This window comes from Candidatus Dechloromonas phosphoritropha (assembly GCA_016722705.1).
Taxonomy (GTDB): domain Bacteria; phylum Pseudomonadota; class Gammaproteobacteria; order Burkholderiales; family Rhodocyclaceae; genus Azonexus; species Azonexus phosphoritrophus.
On the sequence record JADKGN010000004.1, the window covers coordinates 2804657 to 2821995 of the forward strand.

17 protein-coding genes and 1 pseudogene are annotated in these 17339 nt (G+C 62.5%); 4 read left to right on the forward strand and 14 right to left on the reverse strand.

What is annotated here, in order from left to right; translation table 11 throughout:
* Nucleotides 1–2: 2 nt before the first annotated feature.
* Nucleotides 3–191, forward strand: a complete 189-nt coding sequence (locus IPP03_19355) for a hypothetical protein (GenBank protein MBL0354705.1) — start codon at nucleotides 3–5, stop codon at nucleotides 189–191.
* Nucleotides 192–332: 141 nt separating this feature from the next.
* Here IPP03_19355 and IPP03_19360 read toward each other — a convergent pair whose 3' ends face one another.
* Both IPP03_19360 and IPP03_19365 read right to left on the reverse strand, forming a co-directional pair.
* Nucleotides 333–1217 (reverse strand): NERD domain-containing protein, encoded by an 885-nt coding sequence (locus IPP03_19360; GenBank protein ID MBL0354706.1) that lies wholly within the window; start codon nucleotides 1215–1217, stop codon nucleotides 333–335.
* The gene (locus IPP03_19365) at nucleotides 1214–1819 is read right to left on the reverse strand and encodes a hypothetical protein (GenBank protein MBL0354707.1); all 606 of its coding nucleotides are present in this window, start codon (nucleotides 1817–1819) and stop codon (nucleotides 1214–1216) included. The genes IPP03_19360 and IPP03_19365 overlap by 4 nt, the downstream gene beginning before the upstream one ends.
* A gap of 21 nt (nucleotides 1820–1840) precedes the next feature.
* Here IPP03_19365 and IPP03_19370 point away from each other — a divergent pair, with 21 nt between their 5' ends.
* Nucleotides 1841–2029: a hypothetical protein gene (locus tag IPP03_19370; GenBank protein ID MBL0354708.1), complete on the forward strand. Its 189-nt coding sequence runs from the start codon at nucleotides 1841–1843 to the stop codon at nucleotides 2027–2029.
* A 277-nt stretch (nucleotides 2030–2306) separates the two neighbouring features.
* Here the strand turns inward: IPP03_19370 and IPP03_19375 are convergent.
* The 10 genes and pseudogenes from IPP03_19375 to IPP03_19420 all read right to left on the reverse strand — a co-directional run bounded on the left by IPP03_19375 (nucleotide 2307) and on the right by IPP03_19420 (nucleotide 12841).
* A pseudogene (locus IPP03_19375) lies at nucleotides 2307–3700 on the reverse strand (IS1380 family transposase).
* Nucleotides 3701–3749: 49 nt separating this feature from the next.
* On the reverse strand, nucleotides 3750–6410 hold the full coding sequence (locus IPP03_19380) for a class I SAM-dependent DNA methyltransferase (GenBank protein ID MBL0354709.1): 2661 nt from the start codon (nucleotides 6408–6410) through the stop codon (nucleotides 3750–3752).
* Nucleotides 6411–6569: 159 nt separating this feature from the next.
* Nucleotides 6570–6857, reverse strand: a complete 288-nt coding sequence (locus IPP03_19385; protein MBL0354710.1) for a GIY-YIG nuclease family protein — start codon at nucleotides 6855–6857, stop codon at nucleotides 6570–6572.
* 101 nt (nucleotides 6858–6958) lie between these two features.
* Nucleotides 6959–7906 (reverse strand): CapA family protein, encoded by a 948-nt coding sequence (locus tag IPP03_19390; protein MBL0354711.1) that lies wholly within the window; start codon nucleotides 7904–7906, stop codon nucleotides 6959–6961.
* A 56-nt stretch (nucleotides 7907–7962) separates the two neighbouring features.
* A complete protein-coding gene (locus tag IPP03_19395; protein MBL0354712.1) occupies nucleotides 7963–8367 on the reverse strand; it encodes a hypothetical protein in 405 nt (134 codons plus the stop codon).
* A 10-nt stretch (nucleotides 8368–8377) separates the two neighbouring features.
* Nucleotides 8378–9541: an NnrS family protein gene (locus tag IPP03_19400; protein MBL0354713.1), complete on the reverse strand. Its 1164-nt coding sequence runs from the start codon at nucleotides 9539–9541 to the stop codon at nucleotides 8378–8380.
* A gap of 78 nt (nucleotides 9542–9619) precedes the next feature.
* Nucleotides 9620–10312 (reverse strand): YbaY family lipoprotein, encoded by a 693-nt coding sequence (locus tag IPP03_19405; protein ID MBL0354714.1) that lies wholly within the window; start codon nucleotides 10310–10312, stop codon nucleotides 9620–9622.
* On the reverse strand, nucleotides 10309–11055 hold the full coding sequence (locus IPP03_19410; protein ID MBL0354715.1) for an arginyltransferase: 747 nt from the start codon (nucleotides 11053–11055) through the stop codon (nucleotides 10309–10311). Before IPP03_19410 ends, IPP03_19405 begins: the two co-directional genes overlap by 4 nt.
* 2 nt (nucleotides 11056–11057) lie before the next feature.
* On the reverse strand, nucleotides 11058–11762 hold the full coding sequence (locus tag IPP03_19415) for a leucyl/phenylalanyl-tRNA--protein transferase (GenBank protein MBL0354716.1): 705 nt from the start codon (nucleotides 11760–11762) through the stop codon (nucleotides 11058–11060).
* Nucleotides 11763–11770: 8 nt separating this feature from the next.
* The gene (locus IPP03_19420; protein MBL0354717.1) at nucleotides 11771–12841 is read right to left on the reverse strand and encodes an ABC transporter ATP-binding protein; all 1071 of its coding nucleotides are present in this window, start codon (nucleotides 12839–12841) and stop codon (nucleotides 11771–11773) included.
* A gap of 30 nt (nucleotides 12842–12871) precedes the next feature.
* Here IPP03_19420 and IPP03_19425 point away from each other — a divergent pair, with 30 nt between their 5' ends.
* Nucleotides 12872–14506 (forward strand): iron ABC transporter permease, encoded by a 1635-nt coding sequence (locus IPP03_19425; protein MBL0354718.1) that lies wholly within the window; start codon nucleotides 12872–12874, stop codon nucleotides 14504–14506.
* Nucleotides 14507–14550: 44 nt separating this feature from the next.
* Here IPP03_19425 and IPP03_19430 read toward each other — a convergent pair whose 3' ends face one another.
* Nucleotides 14551–15567, reverse strand: coding sequence for a Fe(3+) ABC transporter substrate-binding protein (locus IPP03_19430; GenBank protein MBL0354719.1), 1017 nt, complete (start codon nucleotides 15565–15567; stop codon nucleotides 14551–14553).
* 122 nt (nucleotides 15568–15689) lie between these two features.
* On the reverse strand, nucleotides 15690–16196 hold the full coding sequence (locus IPP03_19435) for a C40 family peptidase (GenBank protein ID MBL0354720.1): 507 nt from the start codon (nucleotides 16194–16196) through the stop codon (nucleotides 15690–15692).
* Between the two features lie 146 nt (nucleotides 16197–16342).
* Between IPP03_19435 and IPP03_19440 the strand changes: the two genes are divergently transcribed.
* Nucleotides 16343–17338 carry an oxidoreductase gene (locus tag IPP03_19440; protein MBL0354721.1) on the forward strand — a complete coding sequence of 332 codons (996 nt, stop codon included), beginning with the start codon at nucleotides 16343–16345 and terminating at the stop codon, nucleotides 17336–17338.
* Nucleotide 17339 lies beyond the last annotated feature (1 nt).

Genomic DNA, 17339 nt, shown 5'->3' on the forward strand with positions numbered 1-17339 from the left:
CCATGATCGTGAAACGCCGTACTTGGTTGTACCGCCTTAGAGGCCAGGCGTTCGCCCAGCCTATTTCATTCGACGAGCCGGTTACCGCCACCAAGGCCAGGGAAGAACTCCGTCGCTCGGTCGGCGACCCGCTCGACCTCTGGGGCCGCGACAAGAGCATCGCCCTGCCGCTGCCGGTGCGCGACCGCTAGATTCGCGGCCTGTTATTTTTGGGGCTGTGGCCGGCGAACAAAGCTTCGGTATCGGCACAACGAAATGAACGAATCGTCCTGGCTAACTTGATGCTGGGATTAATTTAACGTCAAACGTTAAACGCATTGAGGTCTGCTGGGCTATTCGGTCTTCGCCTGCGCCAGCTTTTCGATGGCGAAAGCTGCGCGCTGGATGGCCTGAGCTTCGAGGCGCGGGGCCTTCTTCTCTGGCAATAATAGCCAGCGCGAATTCTTGGGGTTGATCACCTGCACCATGTTCGGCGTAATCGGTGCGGCGCGTTCGACGTACCAGCCCGGCAGGGCCAGCACCGCGACGACAGAAAAGTTTTCGCCGGTTGCTTCGCGCAGGTAATTGGCCAGCCAGCGGGCCTGACGGTCGGCCTGCTCGACCGGTTTGGTTTCCGTCCAGCCGGGGAAGGCCAGCGATTTACCGTCGTACTTCACCTTGGGTGCGCCGTTGCCTTCCGGTGGCTTCAGTCGTGATTTGGTTTCCACCGCGAAGACGCCGGCCGGGGTGATGACCACGTGGTCGATGTTGAAACCCTTGGCCTGAACGTCATGGATGATACGGTTGCCACCGGCCAGCGACGCGGCGAGTTCCTGTGCTGTGGCCTGCTCGGCGCGGATGGCCTGCTTGATCTGGCGCTGTCGGGGCATTTCGCGGGCGATCTGTCGCCCGAAATACAAGGCGAGGCCGATCGCGGCAATCAGAGCGGTGGTGTCCACCCAGTCCCAGGGCCTGAACTCCGTGGCAATCCGCCGTGTCGCGATGAGAAGCGCAACCATCAAGCCGGCTAACAGAACGAAGACAAGTTTGTCCATCCGCGCTTCGTAAAGTTTGTCGAACTGCTCCTGCAGGCTATGCCCTGGCAGGTTACGCAAGTCGGTAGTAATCGGATTGCGGCGATCATCCCTGTCCAGTTGCCGGCGCTTCCATACAACCACAGCGACGAGGGCGAACAGTGGCAATAGGCCAATGGTTTCAATAAGGATTTGCAGGATCATCGGCTTGCTCCATAACGGCCGTTGTCGCTCATGCGGGCGCGGCCGAGGGCGACGAGGGTTTCGAGTAGTTGTGGCAGGCGTTTCTTCCACGCTCCCTTGCCGGTGAAGCATTCGGCGATTTCGGGTTCGCTGAGCGAGAGCGGGCTATCGGCCAATGTTTGCGCGATGGCGGCCACCTGCTCCGGCAGCGTTGAGGGCCAGGGGCGCTTTGCGGCGGGTTTGGTGGTGGCGACGGCGGCTTCTGGCAAATCAATTTTTGCCGGCTTTTCCGGGTTGACCGCGCCCGGTACGAAGTCTCCTTGGGGGATAGCAGACGGGTTCTGGAAGTCGGGGCGGAGCCAGCGGATGTGGCCGGTGGCTTCTTCGCGGGCGCGTTCGGCGTTGAGGGCGACGAGGCGTTCGAGCAGCCCCTCACCCCCGGCCCCTCTCCCCGCGTTGCGGAGCAAGGGGAGCAGGTCGGACCAGCCGTAGGCGGCGAGGACGGCGGCGTCGAGTTCGTCGTGCAGTTGACGCAGGATGGCGACGAGGCCGATTTCGTGGAGGGTTTTGTCCTTGGCGTTTAAGGTTTCGCCGCTGCGCAGTTTGGCGAGGACGTTGTACATGCCGGTCAGCGTCAGCTCGGGATGGGCGGCCTGCTGGCGCTTGCGGTGGGCGTCGAGATGTTCGGCCAGGGCGGCGATGCGGGCTTGCTGTTCGGGGCTGGCGGCGGGGAAGGGGAATTTCTCGAAGCAGGTGGTTTTGACGTATGTTGGATCGTTTCCGACACCAAGTCTGCTGCCTGTCGCAAGCGACCAAACGGTGTGTGTATTTGAGGATAAAACGCCTAGTTCGTAGGCTCCGCCTAATGCGAAATCGATTAGCCCGGATGTTTCATAAACCCGCCGCGCGATGTCAATGTCGTGCCATTCCAGCCGTGATGCGAGTCAGCTTGCTGCGAATTTTGCTGCCAACCCGCCACGATCGGCCAAATACCCCAACTTTTGGGCATCACACCCTGCCGCCATCGATCCCTGGACAGAGCGCTGGCGAGACCTGACCTCCGCTCAAGCGGATTCGAGTCGGTAGCATGAGACGGCGTCGCCGAGTCGATCAGGCCGGTGCCGGCGGGCGCGGGACGAGGTAAAGCAACTCGGTCACCCGCGCCAGCACCCCTTCATCGGACACGACGTAGGCAAGGACAGCTTGATCCGATCCTTGTACTGCACCACGCGCACCGCCAACTTAAAGAGTTTCAGGATAATCGACAGCGGTTGCGCCTTGGCCAGTTCCGTATGCACCAGCGTGTTCTCGCGCAAGCCGTGAATCAACCCATACGCCGCACACGAATAGAACAGCCGCAGGTGATTGGCGAGGAAGGCATGATCGGAGGTCCGGTCACTGGCCAAGTCGTTCTTCACCGCCTTGATGAAGTTCTCGTCCTGCCCTCGAGCACAGTACAGCTCTTTGTAAAGCACATCAGGCGTCGGGTCGGACAGCGAGGTCACCACGTACCGCGGGTTGTCACCCAAGGCCATCACCTCGGCCTTGACCACCACGCGGTAAGCCTTGGGCCACGAGCCCGCCTGATACTCGATATCGTCGTACAGTCGTGTCGCCGCAGGCTCGGCGTTCCCCAGGCGCTGGGCGTTGGCGCTGTGTGTCTGGTGCAGCGCACGGGCTTTCTTCAGCAGCGGCTCGGCCTTGGGCGAGAGCACCTGGTTGCCGGCCAGGCCGAAGAGGAAGTCCAGATGCGGATCGGACGCGCACAAGGCCATCAGTTCGGGATTCGAGAAGTGGCCATCCCCGCGCAGAATGATGTGGGTCTCGGGCCAAGCCTGGCGGAGCAAGCGCAGCACGCGCTTGATGATGGCCGCGTTCTCCTTGCCAGTCGGGCGTTTGCCCGGACGCAGGACGGCAGTAATGAACTTCCCGGAAAGTCCTTCGAAGAGAAACAGCGGCAGGTAGCAGTGATTCCCGTAGTGGGGGTTATAGAACGCCAGTTCCTGCTGCCCGTGAGTGGCATCCTCCGAGTGATCCATATCGAGCACGATCACGGCAGGCGCTTGGGCGTAGCTGGCGATGAAGGCGTCGACGAAGCTTTTGGCCAGGCGGTAAATGTCTTTGCGCGATACGCTGTTTTCGAGCCGGGAGAGCGTGGGGCCGGAGGCCAGGTCATTTCCCTCGTCCAGCGGGGCACGACCGACCGCCAGTTTGAACAGCGGATCGCGCCGCAGCGTGTTGGCGTCATTACCGTCGGCGTAACCGCTGGCGGTCTGGAATATCCGCTGACGAAGCAGGTCGGCCAGGGGATGGTCAATGTACGAGGCGTGGCGTTTGTCGTGAATCGCGCTGACCAGGCGGGGAATCAGGCCGATTTGCAGGTCGATGCCACGCAACAGGAGTGCGCCAAAGTCGGAGGACATCGCCCCGCCGTCAAACTCTGCCCGGATCGTAAATCCGGCGCTGGCGGGAAAGTGAAGCTGGGTTGGGATAGAATAGTCCATAGGCGGTCTCGTTTAGGCTTCTTACGAAGCGTTATTGGCGTAACCCCTATTATATCAATGGGTTAAACGAGATTCGCCTGCTTTTATGAAAAATTCGGGTTAGCTTGCTATCGGGAAGAATGTTGGAGTCCAGAATTTGGAAAGCCGAGTGCTTCGCAGTTTTTACGGTTGCGATGTAGCGTGTTTGACCCGACATGGCTGCACGGAAGTCTTTTCGTGCCTCACCAAAAAGCCACCAGTTATCGCGATAGATGGCGCGGTTGTTTTGGTCGCGCTCCGGTTTGACCCGTTCGAGCGCCCATTGGTAGGCGGCCGGAAACTGGCTGCGTGCTTCATCGGCAGTTAAGCCGAAGAAATCGATGATCGAAACGCCTCGTGGAGAATCGGTTAGGTCGCGGCCGTTGCGGTAGGGGCGGATGCGGTTGCAGGGTTGCAGGCGGCTGGCTTCGTCAGGTGTGACGATGAAACCCATACCGTGCGGCTTTATGCCTTCGTGCGAGAGCTTCTCGTTTGCTCGCAGAGCCTTGGCTCCGACGACATCGGCACCAATACTCAGATCGGCATGTATGCGCCCAGCTTTTGCCGACAATTCGACGTGCACCGCATCACTCTCGGCGCCGCCTTCGACAACGACCGTTTGCAGCAGGCCCGGCGCGTCGCCGGGTTGTCCAACGGTCATGGCAATCCGCACGGCAGCGCCGCTGGCGGCGTCGACCCACGGGTGGTCGGGAATGGCCCAGGCAAGGGAGATCTGCGGCTGGGCGTTGAGGTGGTGTTCGAGGATGCGGCGGTTGAAGGTCTGTTTCAGGCTGTTGGTGGTAATGAAGCCGAAGCGTTTGACCTGGCCGTGGCGAGTGAGGCCGGCGGCGTGGTGCCACCAATACATGACGAAATCGGCCGATTCGGGTACCTCGGGCCAGGCGGCGCGCAGGGCTTCGGTGTAGCCGTCGCCGAGAGCCTGGCGCATGCTGGCGGCGCCGATGAAGGGCGGGTTGCCGACGATGTAGTCGGCGGCGGGCCAGTCGGCGGGGCGCGGGTTTTGGTAGCTTTCGCGCGGGGTTTGCGCGGTTTCGTCCGGCACTTGTTCGCCGGTGACGGGGTGGGGCTTGGTCGTACGGCCGTCCCAGCGGCTGAGCGGTTTGCCGTTGGCATCGGTGGCGAAGTCGATGCGGTCGCAGGCAAGCACGGCGTCGCGGCATTCGATATTTTTGAAGTCGCGCAGGATGGGGCTGGGCGGCAGGCCGCTGCCCTGGGTGCGGAAGTGCCATTGCAGGTAGCCGATCCACAACACCATTTCGGCAATGGCGGCGGCGCGTGGATTGATTTCGAGGCCGAGGAACTGGTGCGGGTCGACGCTGAGGCCCTCGACTTCGAGGCGTTGCTGCGTGTCGCCAAGCTGGGCGAGGGTGTCGAGGACTTCGCCTTCGAGACGCTTCATGTGTTCGAGCGTGACGTAGAGAAAGTTGCCGGAGCCGCAGGCGGGGTCGAGGACGCGGGTGGTGCACAGTTTATGGTGCCAGGCGCGGACGAGGTCGGCGGCGTCTTTGAGCTTGCCTTCGTTGGCAAGGAGCAGGGCGGCGGCCTGGGTATCGTGCCAGTCAGCACGTAGCGGTTCGATGACGGTGGGCAGGACGAGGCGGTCGACGTAGGCGCGCGGCGTGTAGTGGGCGCCGAGGTCGTGGCGTTCGAGCGGGTTGAGGGCGCTTTCGAGCAGGGTGCCGAAGATGGCGGGTTCGACTTCGGCCCAGTCGGCCTTGGCGGCTTCGAGCAGGAATTCGATCTGGCTGCGGTCGACCGGCAAAACCTCGGGATTTTTGAAGAGCTTGCCGTTGAAGCGCGGCAGGTTGGCGCGGATGGCGACCGAGAAGCGGCCTTCGTCCATCGCTGTCCACAGTTCGGCGACGAGCGGGACGAATTGTTGGACGGCGCCGCCCTCACCCCCGGCCCCTCTCCCAGGGGGAGAGGAGAGGAGGAAACTCTTGAGCAGGCTGGTGAAGGCGCCGTCGTTGTCGATCTTGGGCAGCAGGCCGACATCTTCGGCGAACATCGAGAACAGGCAGCGCGAGAGGAAGGCGGCGACGCGCTCGGGGGCGTATTGGCCTTCGAGCGATTGGGCGACGCGGGCAAGGCGAATGGCGATTTGGCGCGTGGCGCGGGCCGTGCGGCGGGCCGGGTCGAGGCTGTGCGGGTCGGCCCACACGGCTTTGAGGCGGGCGCGGATTTCTGGCTTGGCGAGATCGTCGAGCTTGATACGGTGGCTGCGCGGATCGGGGAAGGGCGTGTAGCTGCCGCCGGTGCAGGTGAATTCGGCATAGAGCTCGATGACGTGGCCGACATCGAGCACCACCAGAAAGGGTGGACGGCCTTCGTCGGCGGGCAGATGGCGGGCGTAATTCTCGGCTTGGCCACGGGCGCGCAGCAGGGCGTCGTCGAACTTGCGCGTTTCGGCGCCGGCGCGGATTTTCTTGGCCTCGCCGATGAAGGTGCCGCGCTTGTAGCAGTCGATGAAGCCGTTGCTGGTGCTGCCGTCGCCGTGGTGAAAGACGACGCGGCGCTCGAAAACGTAGGGATTGTCGCGGGTGTCTTCGTTGGCGGGCTGGGGTTTGTCGACTTCCAGCAACTCGCAGAGATCGGCGATGAAAAGCTGATAGTTGGCGCGCTCGGAGCCGTCGGCGTTGCGCCAGCGGGTCAGGAAGGTGTCGATGTGCATGATGACGGAATTCTAGTGCCAAAAGGTCATCAAGGTGCGGGGTTGAAGTGAGGTGGTTTGCTTTACTGGACACCGGCCTTCGCCGGTGTGACGGAGAGGGGTGACGGAAGGGGTAGGTGTCATTCCGGCGAAGGCCGGAATCCAGAGATCATCTTTCTCTCAAAGTATCTCTTCGTACAAATCCCGCCACTGCGGATTGGCCGACTCGATCAGCTTCAGTTTCCAGGCGCGTTGCCATTCCTTGATCGCTTTTTCGCGGCCGATGGCTGAGTCCATCGGCCCATGCGGTTCGAACCAGACCAAAGTGTGGACACCGAATTTTTTCGTGAAGCCTTCGACGAGGTCGTTCTTGTGTTGCCAGATGCGTTGGACGAGGTTGGAGGTGACGCCGGTGTAGAGGGTACCGTTTCTGCGGCTGGCAAGGATGTAGACGCAGGGTTGTTTCAAGTGCGGCGTTTACAGGATCCCGGCCTGCGCTGGGGTGACGGACGGCATGACCGTCGTCCCGGTGCAGGCCGGAATCCGGCGCATTGGAATAAACCTGGAAATCATGGATTCCGGCACTCCAGCACGCCTTCTTCACCCGCCCGCCCGCAAGGCGTGAAGTCGCCCACGACCGGCCAGGGGGTGCCGGCGTCATCCATCTGGGCGGTCAGCGTGTCCCACGAAAGGACGCCGGACTTGTCAAACGTCAGGCGGAGCAGCCAGCCGCGCTGGGCTTCCGGGTAGTCGAAGCCGTCGAAGACAAAGTTGCCGAGGCTGTAGATGATGGGCTTGCCCTTGTAGATTTCGGCACCCTGGGTGACGTGCGGGTGGCCGCCGACCACCAGTGCCGCACCTTCGTCGATCATTTTTCGGGCAAAGGTTTTCTGGCGCTCGGTCGGCTGCGCTTCATTCTCCCAGCCCCAGTGCATGAAGGGGATGACGAGGTCGGCGCCGGAAGCCCTGGCGGCGCGGATGTCGGCGATGACCTGATCGTCCTCGCTCCAGGCAATCCCTGGCCAGTTCGCTCCGGCTTCAAAAACGCGGGGCTTGAATTCGTTGTAGCCGAGGATGGCTAGCTTCAGGCCCTTGCGCTCGACCCACAGCGGCTCGTGCGCCTGGGTGAGATCGTGGCCTCCACCGAACCAGGCGATGCCGGCCCGGTCCAGGTGCTGCATGGTTTCTACGAATGCCGGCTGGCCGTAGTCGCCGGAATGGTTGTTGGCCAGCGACACGGCGTCGAAGCGGCCGCGCAGGACGGACAGGGTGCGCGGATCGGCACGGAAGGTGATGATCTTGGCCGGAAGCGGCCGGCCGCCGCTGGCGACGGGGCATTCGAGATTGCCGATGCGGTAGTCGGCCTCGGCCAGGATAGCGGAAAAGGGAGCGAGCGGGTCGCCGCCGGCGGCGATGGTGCGGCCGGGACCATCGTCGAGCAGAATGTCGCCGGCGAAGATGAGGGTCAGCGGTTCGGCGCGGGCGGCTCCGGCGAGCACGAAGAACAGAACGGCAATCGCCCCCCAGGAGTACTTGTAGTGCGGCGCGGTCGACCGGGAAAAGCGGACAGTTTTCACGGTGAATCCTTCATCTCGCACCAGTACTGGAGTTCGCCGTCGCGCACCGGTTCATAGACAAAATTGAGCCCGGTGAAGCCGGTGGTTGCGCCCGGCGCGAAGTGCACACTGGGTGTGGCGGGCGGTGGCGGATAGGCGTAGGTGGCCTGATGAATGATGGTCACGCCTTCGTCGTGGTCGGCGTAGGTCGAGAGCTTGATACCGGCGAGGTCGGCCGGCTCCTTGCGGAAGACGATGCGGAAGAGGAAATAGGACCCGATGGGAACCGGCGCGACCGCAAGTGGCCGGGTCGTCGCTGCGGCGCCGATGACCCGCGTTTCACCACCGTAGGTGACGTGGCAGGCGACTTGATCGGCATGCGCTGGGCAGCAGGTCAGCGCCGTCGAGACGATGGCCGCCAGCCGGAGGTGTTCAGTGCTCACGCCCATCGATGCGCGGGCGCAAAAGCTGGGGAATGAAGCGCCAGGCGAGCAGGCTGAAGGCAACGAACCAGCAGGTAGCGGCGAGGTCGAGCCAGCGCAGGTAGGCGCCGGGAGCGAATTGCGGGCCGACCAGACGCAGGAAGAAGGCGGCGATCATGATCCACAGGACGGTCTTTTCGAAGCGTCCGAAAACGACCTTGCGCCCGGTGTGGCCGTTGGCGATGCGGATCATCATGGCTGGAATGATCAGGCCCATGGCGCCGAAGGTGAACACGTGCACCGACACCGTGCCGACCCAGCCGGTAACGCCTGGCGGCGGCAGGGCGTCGATCAGCAACTGCCCGGCGATGGCCAGGTAGCCGAGGTACATGATGCCGATGTCGAGGCGCCTGAATGCCTTGTGCGGATACCAGAAGGCGAGGCGGCTGAGCAGCAGCACGGCGAGCGCCAGTTCAAGATTGTGGCTCAGTTCCGGCGGTAGCAGCGCGCCAAAGACGAGGACGACGGCGAGCCCCTTGATCGCTGCGTCGAGCACCGGCTGGCGCAGGATCTCGACCTTGAACGCCGACTGCATGAACGGCGATTGCGTGCGTTCGAGCATGATCAGGAAGGCGACGCGGAACAGGCCGAGGGTCATGGTCCAGCCAATATTGAAGTGATCCGGCTCAAGGAGCAGGGTCTTGGCGATCCAGAACAGCGGCAGGACGAACAGGAACAGGATGTTGTCGCGCCGGTAGCTATCCTTGTCGCGATGGACGATCAGCGTGGCGAGCAGCAGGGCGACGATGGTGAACAGGAAAAGGTTGTTGCTGAGCAGGAACAACGCAGTCGGCCAGCTACCGCCGAAGCTCATGCCGATGCGCTCGAATATCCAGGCGGCGGCAAGAAACATCAGGGTGCCGCCATGGTAGCCGCGCACGCCGACCCAGTTTTTGCTTGCCGTCAGCAGGAAGCCGCCGAGAACGGCCCAGCCAAAACCGAAAAACATTTCGTGGGCATGCCACTGGACCGGTGAGAAATGCTGTGACGGGGCGGGCAGGACACCCTTGAAAATCAGGATCCAGGCGACCGGCAGGCTCAGCCCGGCGAGGCAGGCGAGGGAGAAGAAGGGCCGGAAACCGACCAGCCAGAGGGGATGCGTGCGAGAGAACATGGCGTTCGGGCTTTCAGGTGAAGGATGCACTGTCGCACAGAGCGCGCGCGGAGGCCTTGATCCAGGACAGATCGCCGGTCAGCGCTTTTTGGTTTGGGCGACCGGCTTGAGGGTCATGTCGACATGCTGCGGTTTGCCGTCCTTCAATGCCGGATAGGCGGTGTCGTTGATGAACAGCAGGGTGTTGCCGCGCTGGATGCGGGCGGCGACGGTGATGCGCGCCCGTTTGGGCAAAAGGTCACGGTCGACCGTCATTTTGAACGGAATTGGCACCTGCTGGCCGGCCAGTTCGATGCGCTGTTCGGCCAGCGTCAATGCCTTGCCGTCGGCGCGCGCAGTGTCCTGGATACGGATGATCAGCACGGCGTCGGGCGGCAGCGCCCCGCGCGCCACGTAGGCGACGCTGCCCGAGAATTCGACGAAATTGGCCGATGCAGCCGGCGACTGGGCGAGGTTTGCCGAGGTCGGCAGCTCGCCGCTGGTGCAGCGGCGCAGGGGATTCCTGCCATCGTCGAAGAGGGCGTCGTCGCCCTTGGTGTGCAGCGAAATGGCGTCGGCCCGGTAAAGGGCGCCGGAAGCAGCCGGCACCTGCGGCAGTACGATTTTCATCATGCCCATGAATACGGTGGCTTGTGGTACTCCGTCACCAGAGGCCATGAATTCGGCCTGGAAGCTGCTGCCGTCGTCGCATTTATAGGTGAGGCGTTCGTTGCCGGCGTGCGCCAGGGTGAGCATGAAGAGGGAGAGCACTGGGAGCAGAATTGATTTCATTGGTCGCAAGCAGAAAGGTCGAGGGGTTGCCAGTGACCATCGACGAGCCCTTCGATGGGCTTGAAACGCGATTTGTAGTTCATCTTGCGGCTGTTGGCGATCCAGTAGCCGAGGTAGAGGTAGGGCAGGCCGAGGCTGCTGCACTGCAATGCCTGCCAGAGGACGTTGTAGGTGCCGAAGCTGGCGCCGGCAACATCCGGGTCGTAGAAGGTATAGACCGACGACAGGCCGTCTTCGAGGACGTCGATGATGCTGACCATGCGCAGCGTGTCGCCCTCGGAGAACTCAATCAGGCGTGTGTCGACACGGCTTTGCAGCAGAAAGTGCGCGTAGTTTTCCTCGCCGTCTTCGTCCATGCCGCCGCCGGCGTGGCGGACATTCTGGTAACGGGTGTATAGCGCGAAGTGCTCGGTGAAGAAAGCCAGCGGCTGCTGGCGGATGGTCAGCGCGGCATGGTTGCGGATCGCGCGGCGCTGGGTCCGGCTGTATTGCAGCTCGGCCACCGGCAGACGGACGGGGATGCAGGCCGTGCAGTTGTCGCAGTGCGGCCGGTAGGTGAAGGCGCCGCTGCGCCGGAAGCCACGGCGGACCAGCGTGCTGTAGACCTCGGTGTCGATCAGGTGGGTTGGCGTGGCGACCTGCGAACGCGCCTCACGGCCGGGCAGATAACTGCACGGATAGGGCGAGGTCGCGTAGAACTGCAACAGCGAATAGGGCAGGGCGGAATCGTCGGGGAGGGCCATGCCTACCAGTCTACACCCGGAGCGTCGGCGGTCCAGCGGCCGCGCCGTTGATCCGGTCGGATCAGCTGCTGCAGCCGGGCAAGAAAATCGCCGCGCGGGATTTCCCTTCCGCCCAGCGAGGCGAGGTGTTCGGTGCGCATCTGGCAGTCGATCATCCTGTAGTCATTGGCGAGGAGATGGCGGACGAGATGGGCGAAGGCGATCTTCGAAGCGTTACTGCGCCGGGAGAACATCGACTCGCCATAGAACATGCGGCCGATCCCGATGCCGTACAATCCGCCAGTCAGATCGCCTTCCACATAAACTTCGACCGAGTGCGCCCAGCCGAGTTCATACAGGCGGATGTAGGCGTCCATCATGTCCGGTGTGATCCAGGTGCCGTCTTGGCCGGGGCGCGGCATCTTGGCGCAGGCGCCGATCACGGCTGGAAAGTCGTGGTCGAAGCGGATTTCATAGCGCCGGGCGCGCAGCATCTTGCGCAACGAGGCGGTGAGGCGGAACTCGTCGGGAAACAGCACCATGCGCGGATCGGGGCTGTACCACAGCGGCTGGTGCTCGACCGTCCCCCAGGGAAAAATACCGTGTCGATAAGCGTTGAGAATGCGGGCGGGTGAGAGATCCGCGCCGACGGCGAGCAGGCCGCCCATGTCCGCACGGGCCATTGCGACCGGCGGAAAGGAGTCCAGCGGTCCGAGAAAGGGAATGATCGAACGGCTCACCGTGCCGCCCTCTTGAAAGCGATCACATGGTCGGCATCGAGCCGGATGCCGATTTTCTCGCCGAGCGCATGGTTGTGGTGCGACGGTACCAGCGACAGGACCTGGGCGCCGCTCTCCAGGCGCAGGGTGTAGAGGATATCAGCGCCGCGAAAGGCCTTGTGCACCACCTCGGCCTGCAGCGGACTGCGGTCGTCATGGACGATGTCATCGGGGCGGAGCAGCACGTCGACCGCGCAGCCGTCATGGCAATCGGTACAGGTTCCGCTGCATGCGACTGGAATGTCGGAGACCAGATTGCCGAGTTCCGTCTCGACGTGGGTGCCGGCCGCGACGGTGCCAGGTAGCAGCACGCCCTGGCCGATGAAGTCGGCGACGAAACGGTTGGCCGGGCGGTGATAGAGGTTGTACGGCGTGTCCCATTGCTGGATACGCCCGCCATACATGACGCCGATCTCGTCGGCGATCGCGAAGGCTTCGTTCTGGTCGTGGGTGACGAGGATTGCGGTCGACCCCTCGCGCTTTAGAATTTCCCTGACTTCAAGCGACAGGCGTTCGCGCAGGCCGACATCGAGGTTGGAGAAGGGCTCGTCGAGCAGGATCAGTTCCGGGCGCGGCGCCAAAGCGCGGGCGAGGGCGACGCGCTGCTGCTGACCGCCGGAAAGTTCGTGCGGGAATTTGTCGCCCTGGCCATGCAGGCTGACCGTCGCCAGCAACTGGCGAACCCGGAGTTGGGCTTCTTTCTGGGGTTTGCCACCGAGACCGAAAGCGACGTTCTGGTCAACCGTCAGATGCGGGAACAGCGCGTAATCCTGGAAGACCATGCCGACCCGCCGCTTTTCCGGCGCCACGCGGTATCCGGCCTGGCTGACGATCTTGCCATGCAGGCGAATCTCGCCGGCGGCGATCTCCTCGAAGCCGGCAATGCAGCGCAGCAGTGTCGTCTTGCCGCATCCGGACGGGCCAAGCAGGCAGGCGATCCGGCCGCGTGCCAGACAAAAACCGACACCATCGACGACGGTATGTTTGCCATAGCGCTGAACGATGCCATTCAGTTCAAGTTGCCACATGGCAGTCAATTATAATTCGCATTCACCGTCATGCGTGCCGCCAAACAATTCCCGCTCATCGCTGTTGCTTTGTTCGTCGCGGTGCTGGCGGCCTTGCCGGTGGCCAGTGTCGGACTCAACATCTTCGTCGGCGGAACCAGCGCGACATGGTCGCATCTGGCGCAGACGGTGTTGCCGGAATATATCCTGAACTCGCTGTGGCTGTGCCTTGGCGTCGGGATTGGTGTCGCGCTGGTCGGCGTGGCGACCGCCTGGCTCACCGCCATGCACGATTTTCCCGGCCGGCACTTTTTCGAATGGGCGCTGGTGCTGCCGCTGGCCGTGCCAGCCTACGTGCTCGCTTACGTCTATACCGATTTCCTGCAGTTCGTCGGGCCGTTGCAGACGCTATTGCGTGAGACATTCGAATTGAAATACGGCGACTACTGGTTTCCCGACATCCGGACGCTACCCGGCGCGATGTTGATGTTCGTCTTCGTCCTCTATCCTTATGTTTACCTGCTGGCCAGGGCGGCTTTTCTCGAACGCGCGAGCGGCATGCTCGAGGCGGCGCGAACCCTGGGCATGGGGCCGTGGCGCGCCTTCTTCGCGGTGTCGCTGCCGCTGGCGCGACCGGCGATCGTTGCCGGCGTCGCGCTGGCGCTGATGGAAACGCTGGCCGATTACGGCACGGTGGCCTATTTCGGTGTCAATACTTTCACGACCGGCATTTACCGTGCCTGGTTTTCGTTGGGCGACCGGGTCGCGGCAGCGCAGCTGGCGGCGATGCTGCTCTCCTTCGTTCTTTTTCTGTTGATGGCCGAGCGCATCTCGCGCGGCCGGGCGCGCTACCACAACACGACCGGGCGCAATCGCCCACTGGCCGGAGCGCACCTGCGCGGATTCGCCGCCGTTCTCGCCGTCACCGCCTGTCTGCTACCGCTACTGCTCGGCTTCGTGCTGCCGGCGGTGCTGCTGCTCAAGATGGCCTTGGTCGAGGGCGACGTCCAGTTTGGCGAGCATTTCCTGCTGCTGGCGCGCAATAGTTTTGTGCTCGCCGGAATCACCGCCCTGATCGGCGTTTTGCTGGCGTTGTTGATGGCGTATGGCGCACGCCTCTCGAAGAGCACGCTGGCGACCAGCCTCAACCGGCTGGTCGGCCTCGGCTATGCCGTACCGGGTGCGGTCATCGCGGTCGGCGTACTGATTCCGGTGACGCGCCTCGACAATTGGCTGGCCGGCCAGTGGGCGCAGTGGTTCGGCAATAACCCGGGGCTGCTGTTGACCGGCGGCATTGCCGCGCTGGTCTACGCCTATCTGGTGCGCTTTTTGGCGGTGGCGCTGCACACGGTCGAATCGAGCCTGGCCAAGATCACTCCGAATATGGACGATGCGGCACGCTGTCTGGGTCTTGGGGAGGTCGCGACGCTGCGCCGGGTGCATGCGCCCTTGTTGCGCGGCAGCCTGCTTACCGCCGGCCTGCTGGTCTTTGTCGATGTGATGAAGGAACTGCCGGCAACGCTGGTCATGCGTCCGTTCAATTTCGACACGCTGGCAACACAGGTTTATACCCTGGCTTCGGATGAACGCCTGGCCGAGGCGTCGACTGCATCGCTGGCAATCGTCGCCGTCGGCCTGTTGCCGCTGATCGCCCTGTCGCGGCAGGTTTCGCGGGCCCGAGAATAAGAAAACGCCCCGGCGGCGCGGGGCGTCATGGCTGTCGCGGATGTTTACTTGAAACCGGCGCGATCAAAGATCATCTGCGCCTTGACCTGGTACATTGCGAGATTGCCGACCGGCAGATTGTCGGCCTTGAACTTGCCCATTTTTTCGAGCGCCGGGTTGCTCACCTTGACGCTTTCGACGACCGGCCATTCGTTGTTGCCGTCGGCGAAATAGCGTTGTGCATCGTCCGAGGCCAGGTATTCGAGGAACTTGACAGCGGCTACTTTGTGCGGCGCCGTTTTCAGCATGCCGCCGCCGGAAACATTGATATGGGTGCCGGTGGTGGCCTGGTTAGGCCAGACGATGCCGACCTTCTCAATCATTTTTATGTCTTCCGGCTTGGTCGACCGCAACAGACGGGCGACATAGTAGCTGTTGGCCAGCGCGACGCCGCATTCACCGGCGGCGACCGCCTTGATCTGGTCCGTATCGCCGCCTTTTGGTGCGCGCGCAAAGTTGGCGACCATGCCGCGAGCCCAGGTTTCGGCCTTGGCCTCGCCTTCGTGGGCAATGATCGATGCCATCAGCGACAGATTGTAGGGGTGAGAGCCCGAGCGCGAACATAGCCGTCCCTTGAGCCGGGGGTTGGCGAGATCGCTGTAGGTCTGGATATCCTCGGCCTTGATCTCTGCCTTGTTGAAAACGATGACCCGGGCCCGCGTCGAAAAGGAAAACCAGTCGTTGGTATGCAGATGGGCGGGGATGCGCGAGTTCAGCGCTTTCGCGGCGACCGGTGCGAAGAGGCCGAGTTCATGCGCCTTGGCGAGGCGGGCGGCGTCGACCGTCAGGAACACATCAGCCGGGCTGTTGCTGCCCTCATTCTTGATACGTTCCAGCAGTTCGTCTTCCTTGCCCTCGATGCGGTTGATCTTGATCCCGGTCTGCTTCGTGAAGTTGGCGTAAAGCGCTTCGTCGATCTGATAGTGACGGGCCGAGTACAGGTTGAGCACCTTGTCATCGGCGTGAACCGCGAAGGAGAGTGCGGCAAGGGCGGTGGCGATCAGGCGGGCAATCGGCTTCATGCGGCAAACCCCGTCAAGCAAATGAGAACGGCTACCATTCTAATGCTTCGGTATTGTTATGTAAATGAGAATTGTTATTGAATGGAGGTGGAAAAAAAGCGGCGCAAACGCCGCCTTGTTGCTCAGTTGCCGTCGATGATCCGCCGGGCGCCGTTGTAGCGCTTGGTCCAGTAGCTGTCTTCCATGCTCTCGACGCGAACTTCGGAACCGGTACGCGGGGCGTGCAGGAAATGGTTGTCACCGAGATAGATGCCGACGTGCGAGAAGGCGCGGCGCATGGTGTTGAAAAACACCAGATCGCCCGGCTTGAGCTGGCTGGAATCGATGCGCTGGCCAACCTGACTCATTTCAAGCGCGGTACGCGGCAATTGCGCGCCCAGGCTGTTCTTGAACACGAGGCGGACGAATCCGCTGCAGTCGAGGCCGCTGTCTTCGTCATTGCCACCGAAACGATAGCGAACGCCGACCAGTTTCAGGCCTTGCAGGATGACGTCCTGAGCCACATTAGTATAGCGTTCGAAGAAGGTTTGCGGGTCGTCAGCCTTGCGGGCCGACTCAGTTGCCGAAGCCGTAAGGGTGACAGACGCTAGGCTTACGGCGAGAAAAAGGGGGGGGAGAATTTTAAGCATAGCGACGAAATATATTTGAAATGCCATTGGCTGTAAAGCGAGTTTGGCGAATTAAGATGATCAAAACGCGGCGAATCCGGCTGCGGGACTATGTTCATAGCCCATAATTATGAATACAATTTGCTCTCCCGGGAGCGAGGAACGCCATGCAATCCTTCAAGGCACTATTGATCGAGGAAGTTGACGGCAAAGTCGCCAGTGCCTTCGCGACACTGGAAGAGGCGGACCTCGACCTTGGCGCCGTGACCATTCGCGTCGCCTATTCAAGTGTGAACTACAAGGATGCCCTGGCGGCGACTGGGGCTGGCAAGATCATCCGGCGCTTCCCCTGCATCGGCGGTATCGATCTCTCGGGTACCGTCATCGAGAGCACCGACTCGCGCTTCGCGGCGGGCGATCCGGTGATTGCTACCAGTTTCGACATCGGCGTGGCACATCATGGGGGTTATTCCGAGATTGCCCGGGTTCCTGGCGATTGGGTCGTTCCCCTCCCGGTAGGGCTGTCGCTGTTTGACGCCATGGCGCTGGGAACGGCTGGCTTCACGGCGGCGCTGGCCGTCGTGCGGATGGAGGAGAACCGGCTGGCGCCGGAAAACGGCTCGGTGATCGTCACCGGCGCGACCGGTGGTGTCGGCAGTCTGGCCGTCGATATTCTGGCCAAGCGCGGGTACCACGTCGTCGCCTTGACTGGCAAGGAGAGCGAGGCGGATTACCTGCGTGGCCTGGGTGCCGTCGAGGTGATGCCGCGCAGCAGTCTCGACCTGGCGAAAATTCGTCCGCTCGACAAGGCGCGCTGGGCTGGCGCGGTCGACAACCTGGGTGGAGACGTTCTGGCGTGGATTGCCAGTACGATGGCTCAGGGTGGGACGATCGCCAGCATTGGCCTGGCGGCGAGCATGAGTCTGAATACGACGGTCGCGCCGTTCATCCTGCGCGGGGTGTCGCTGCTCGGTATCGATTCGGGGTATATTCGAGAACCCTATCGGAGCGGGGTGTGGCAGCGCCTGGCCAGCGACATGCGACCGCCGCATCTGTCCAGGATGTCGCGCAGGATCGGTTTTGCAGATCTGCCGGCTGCTTTCAATGAATACATCGCCGGCCGTGCCAAGGGGCGGGTTGTCGTGGAGATAGGCGGAGAGTGAG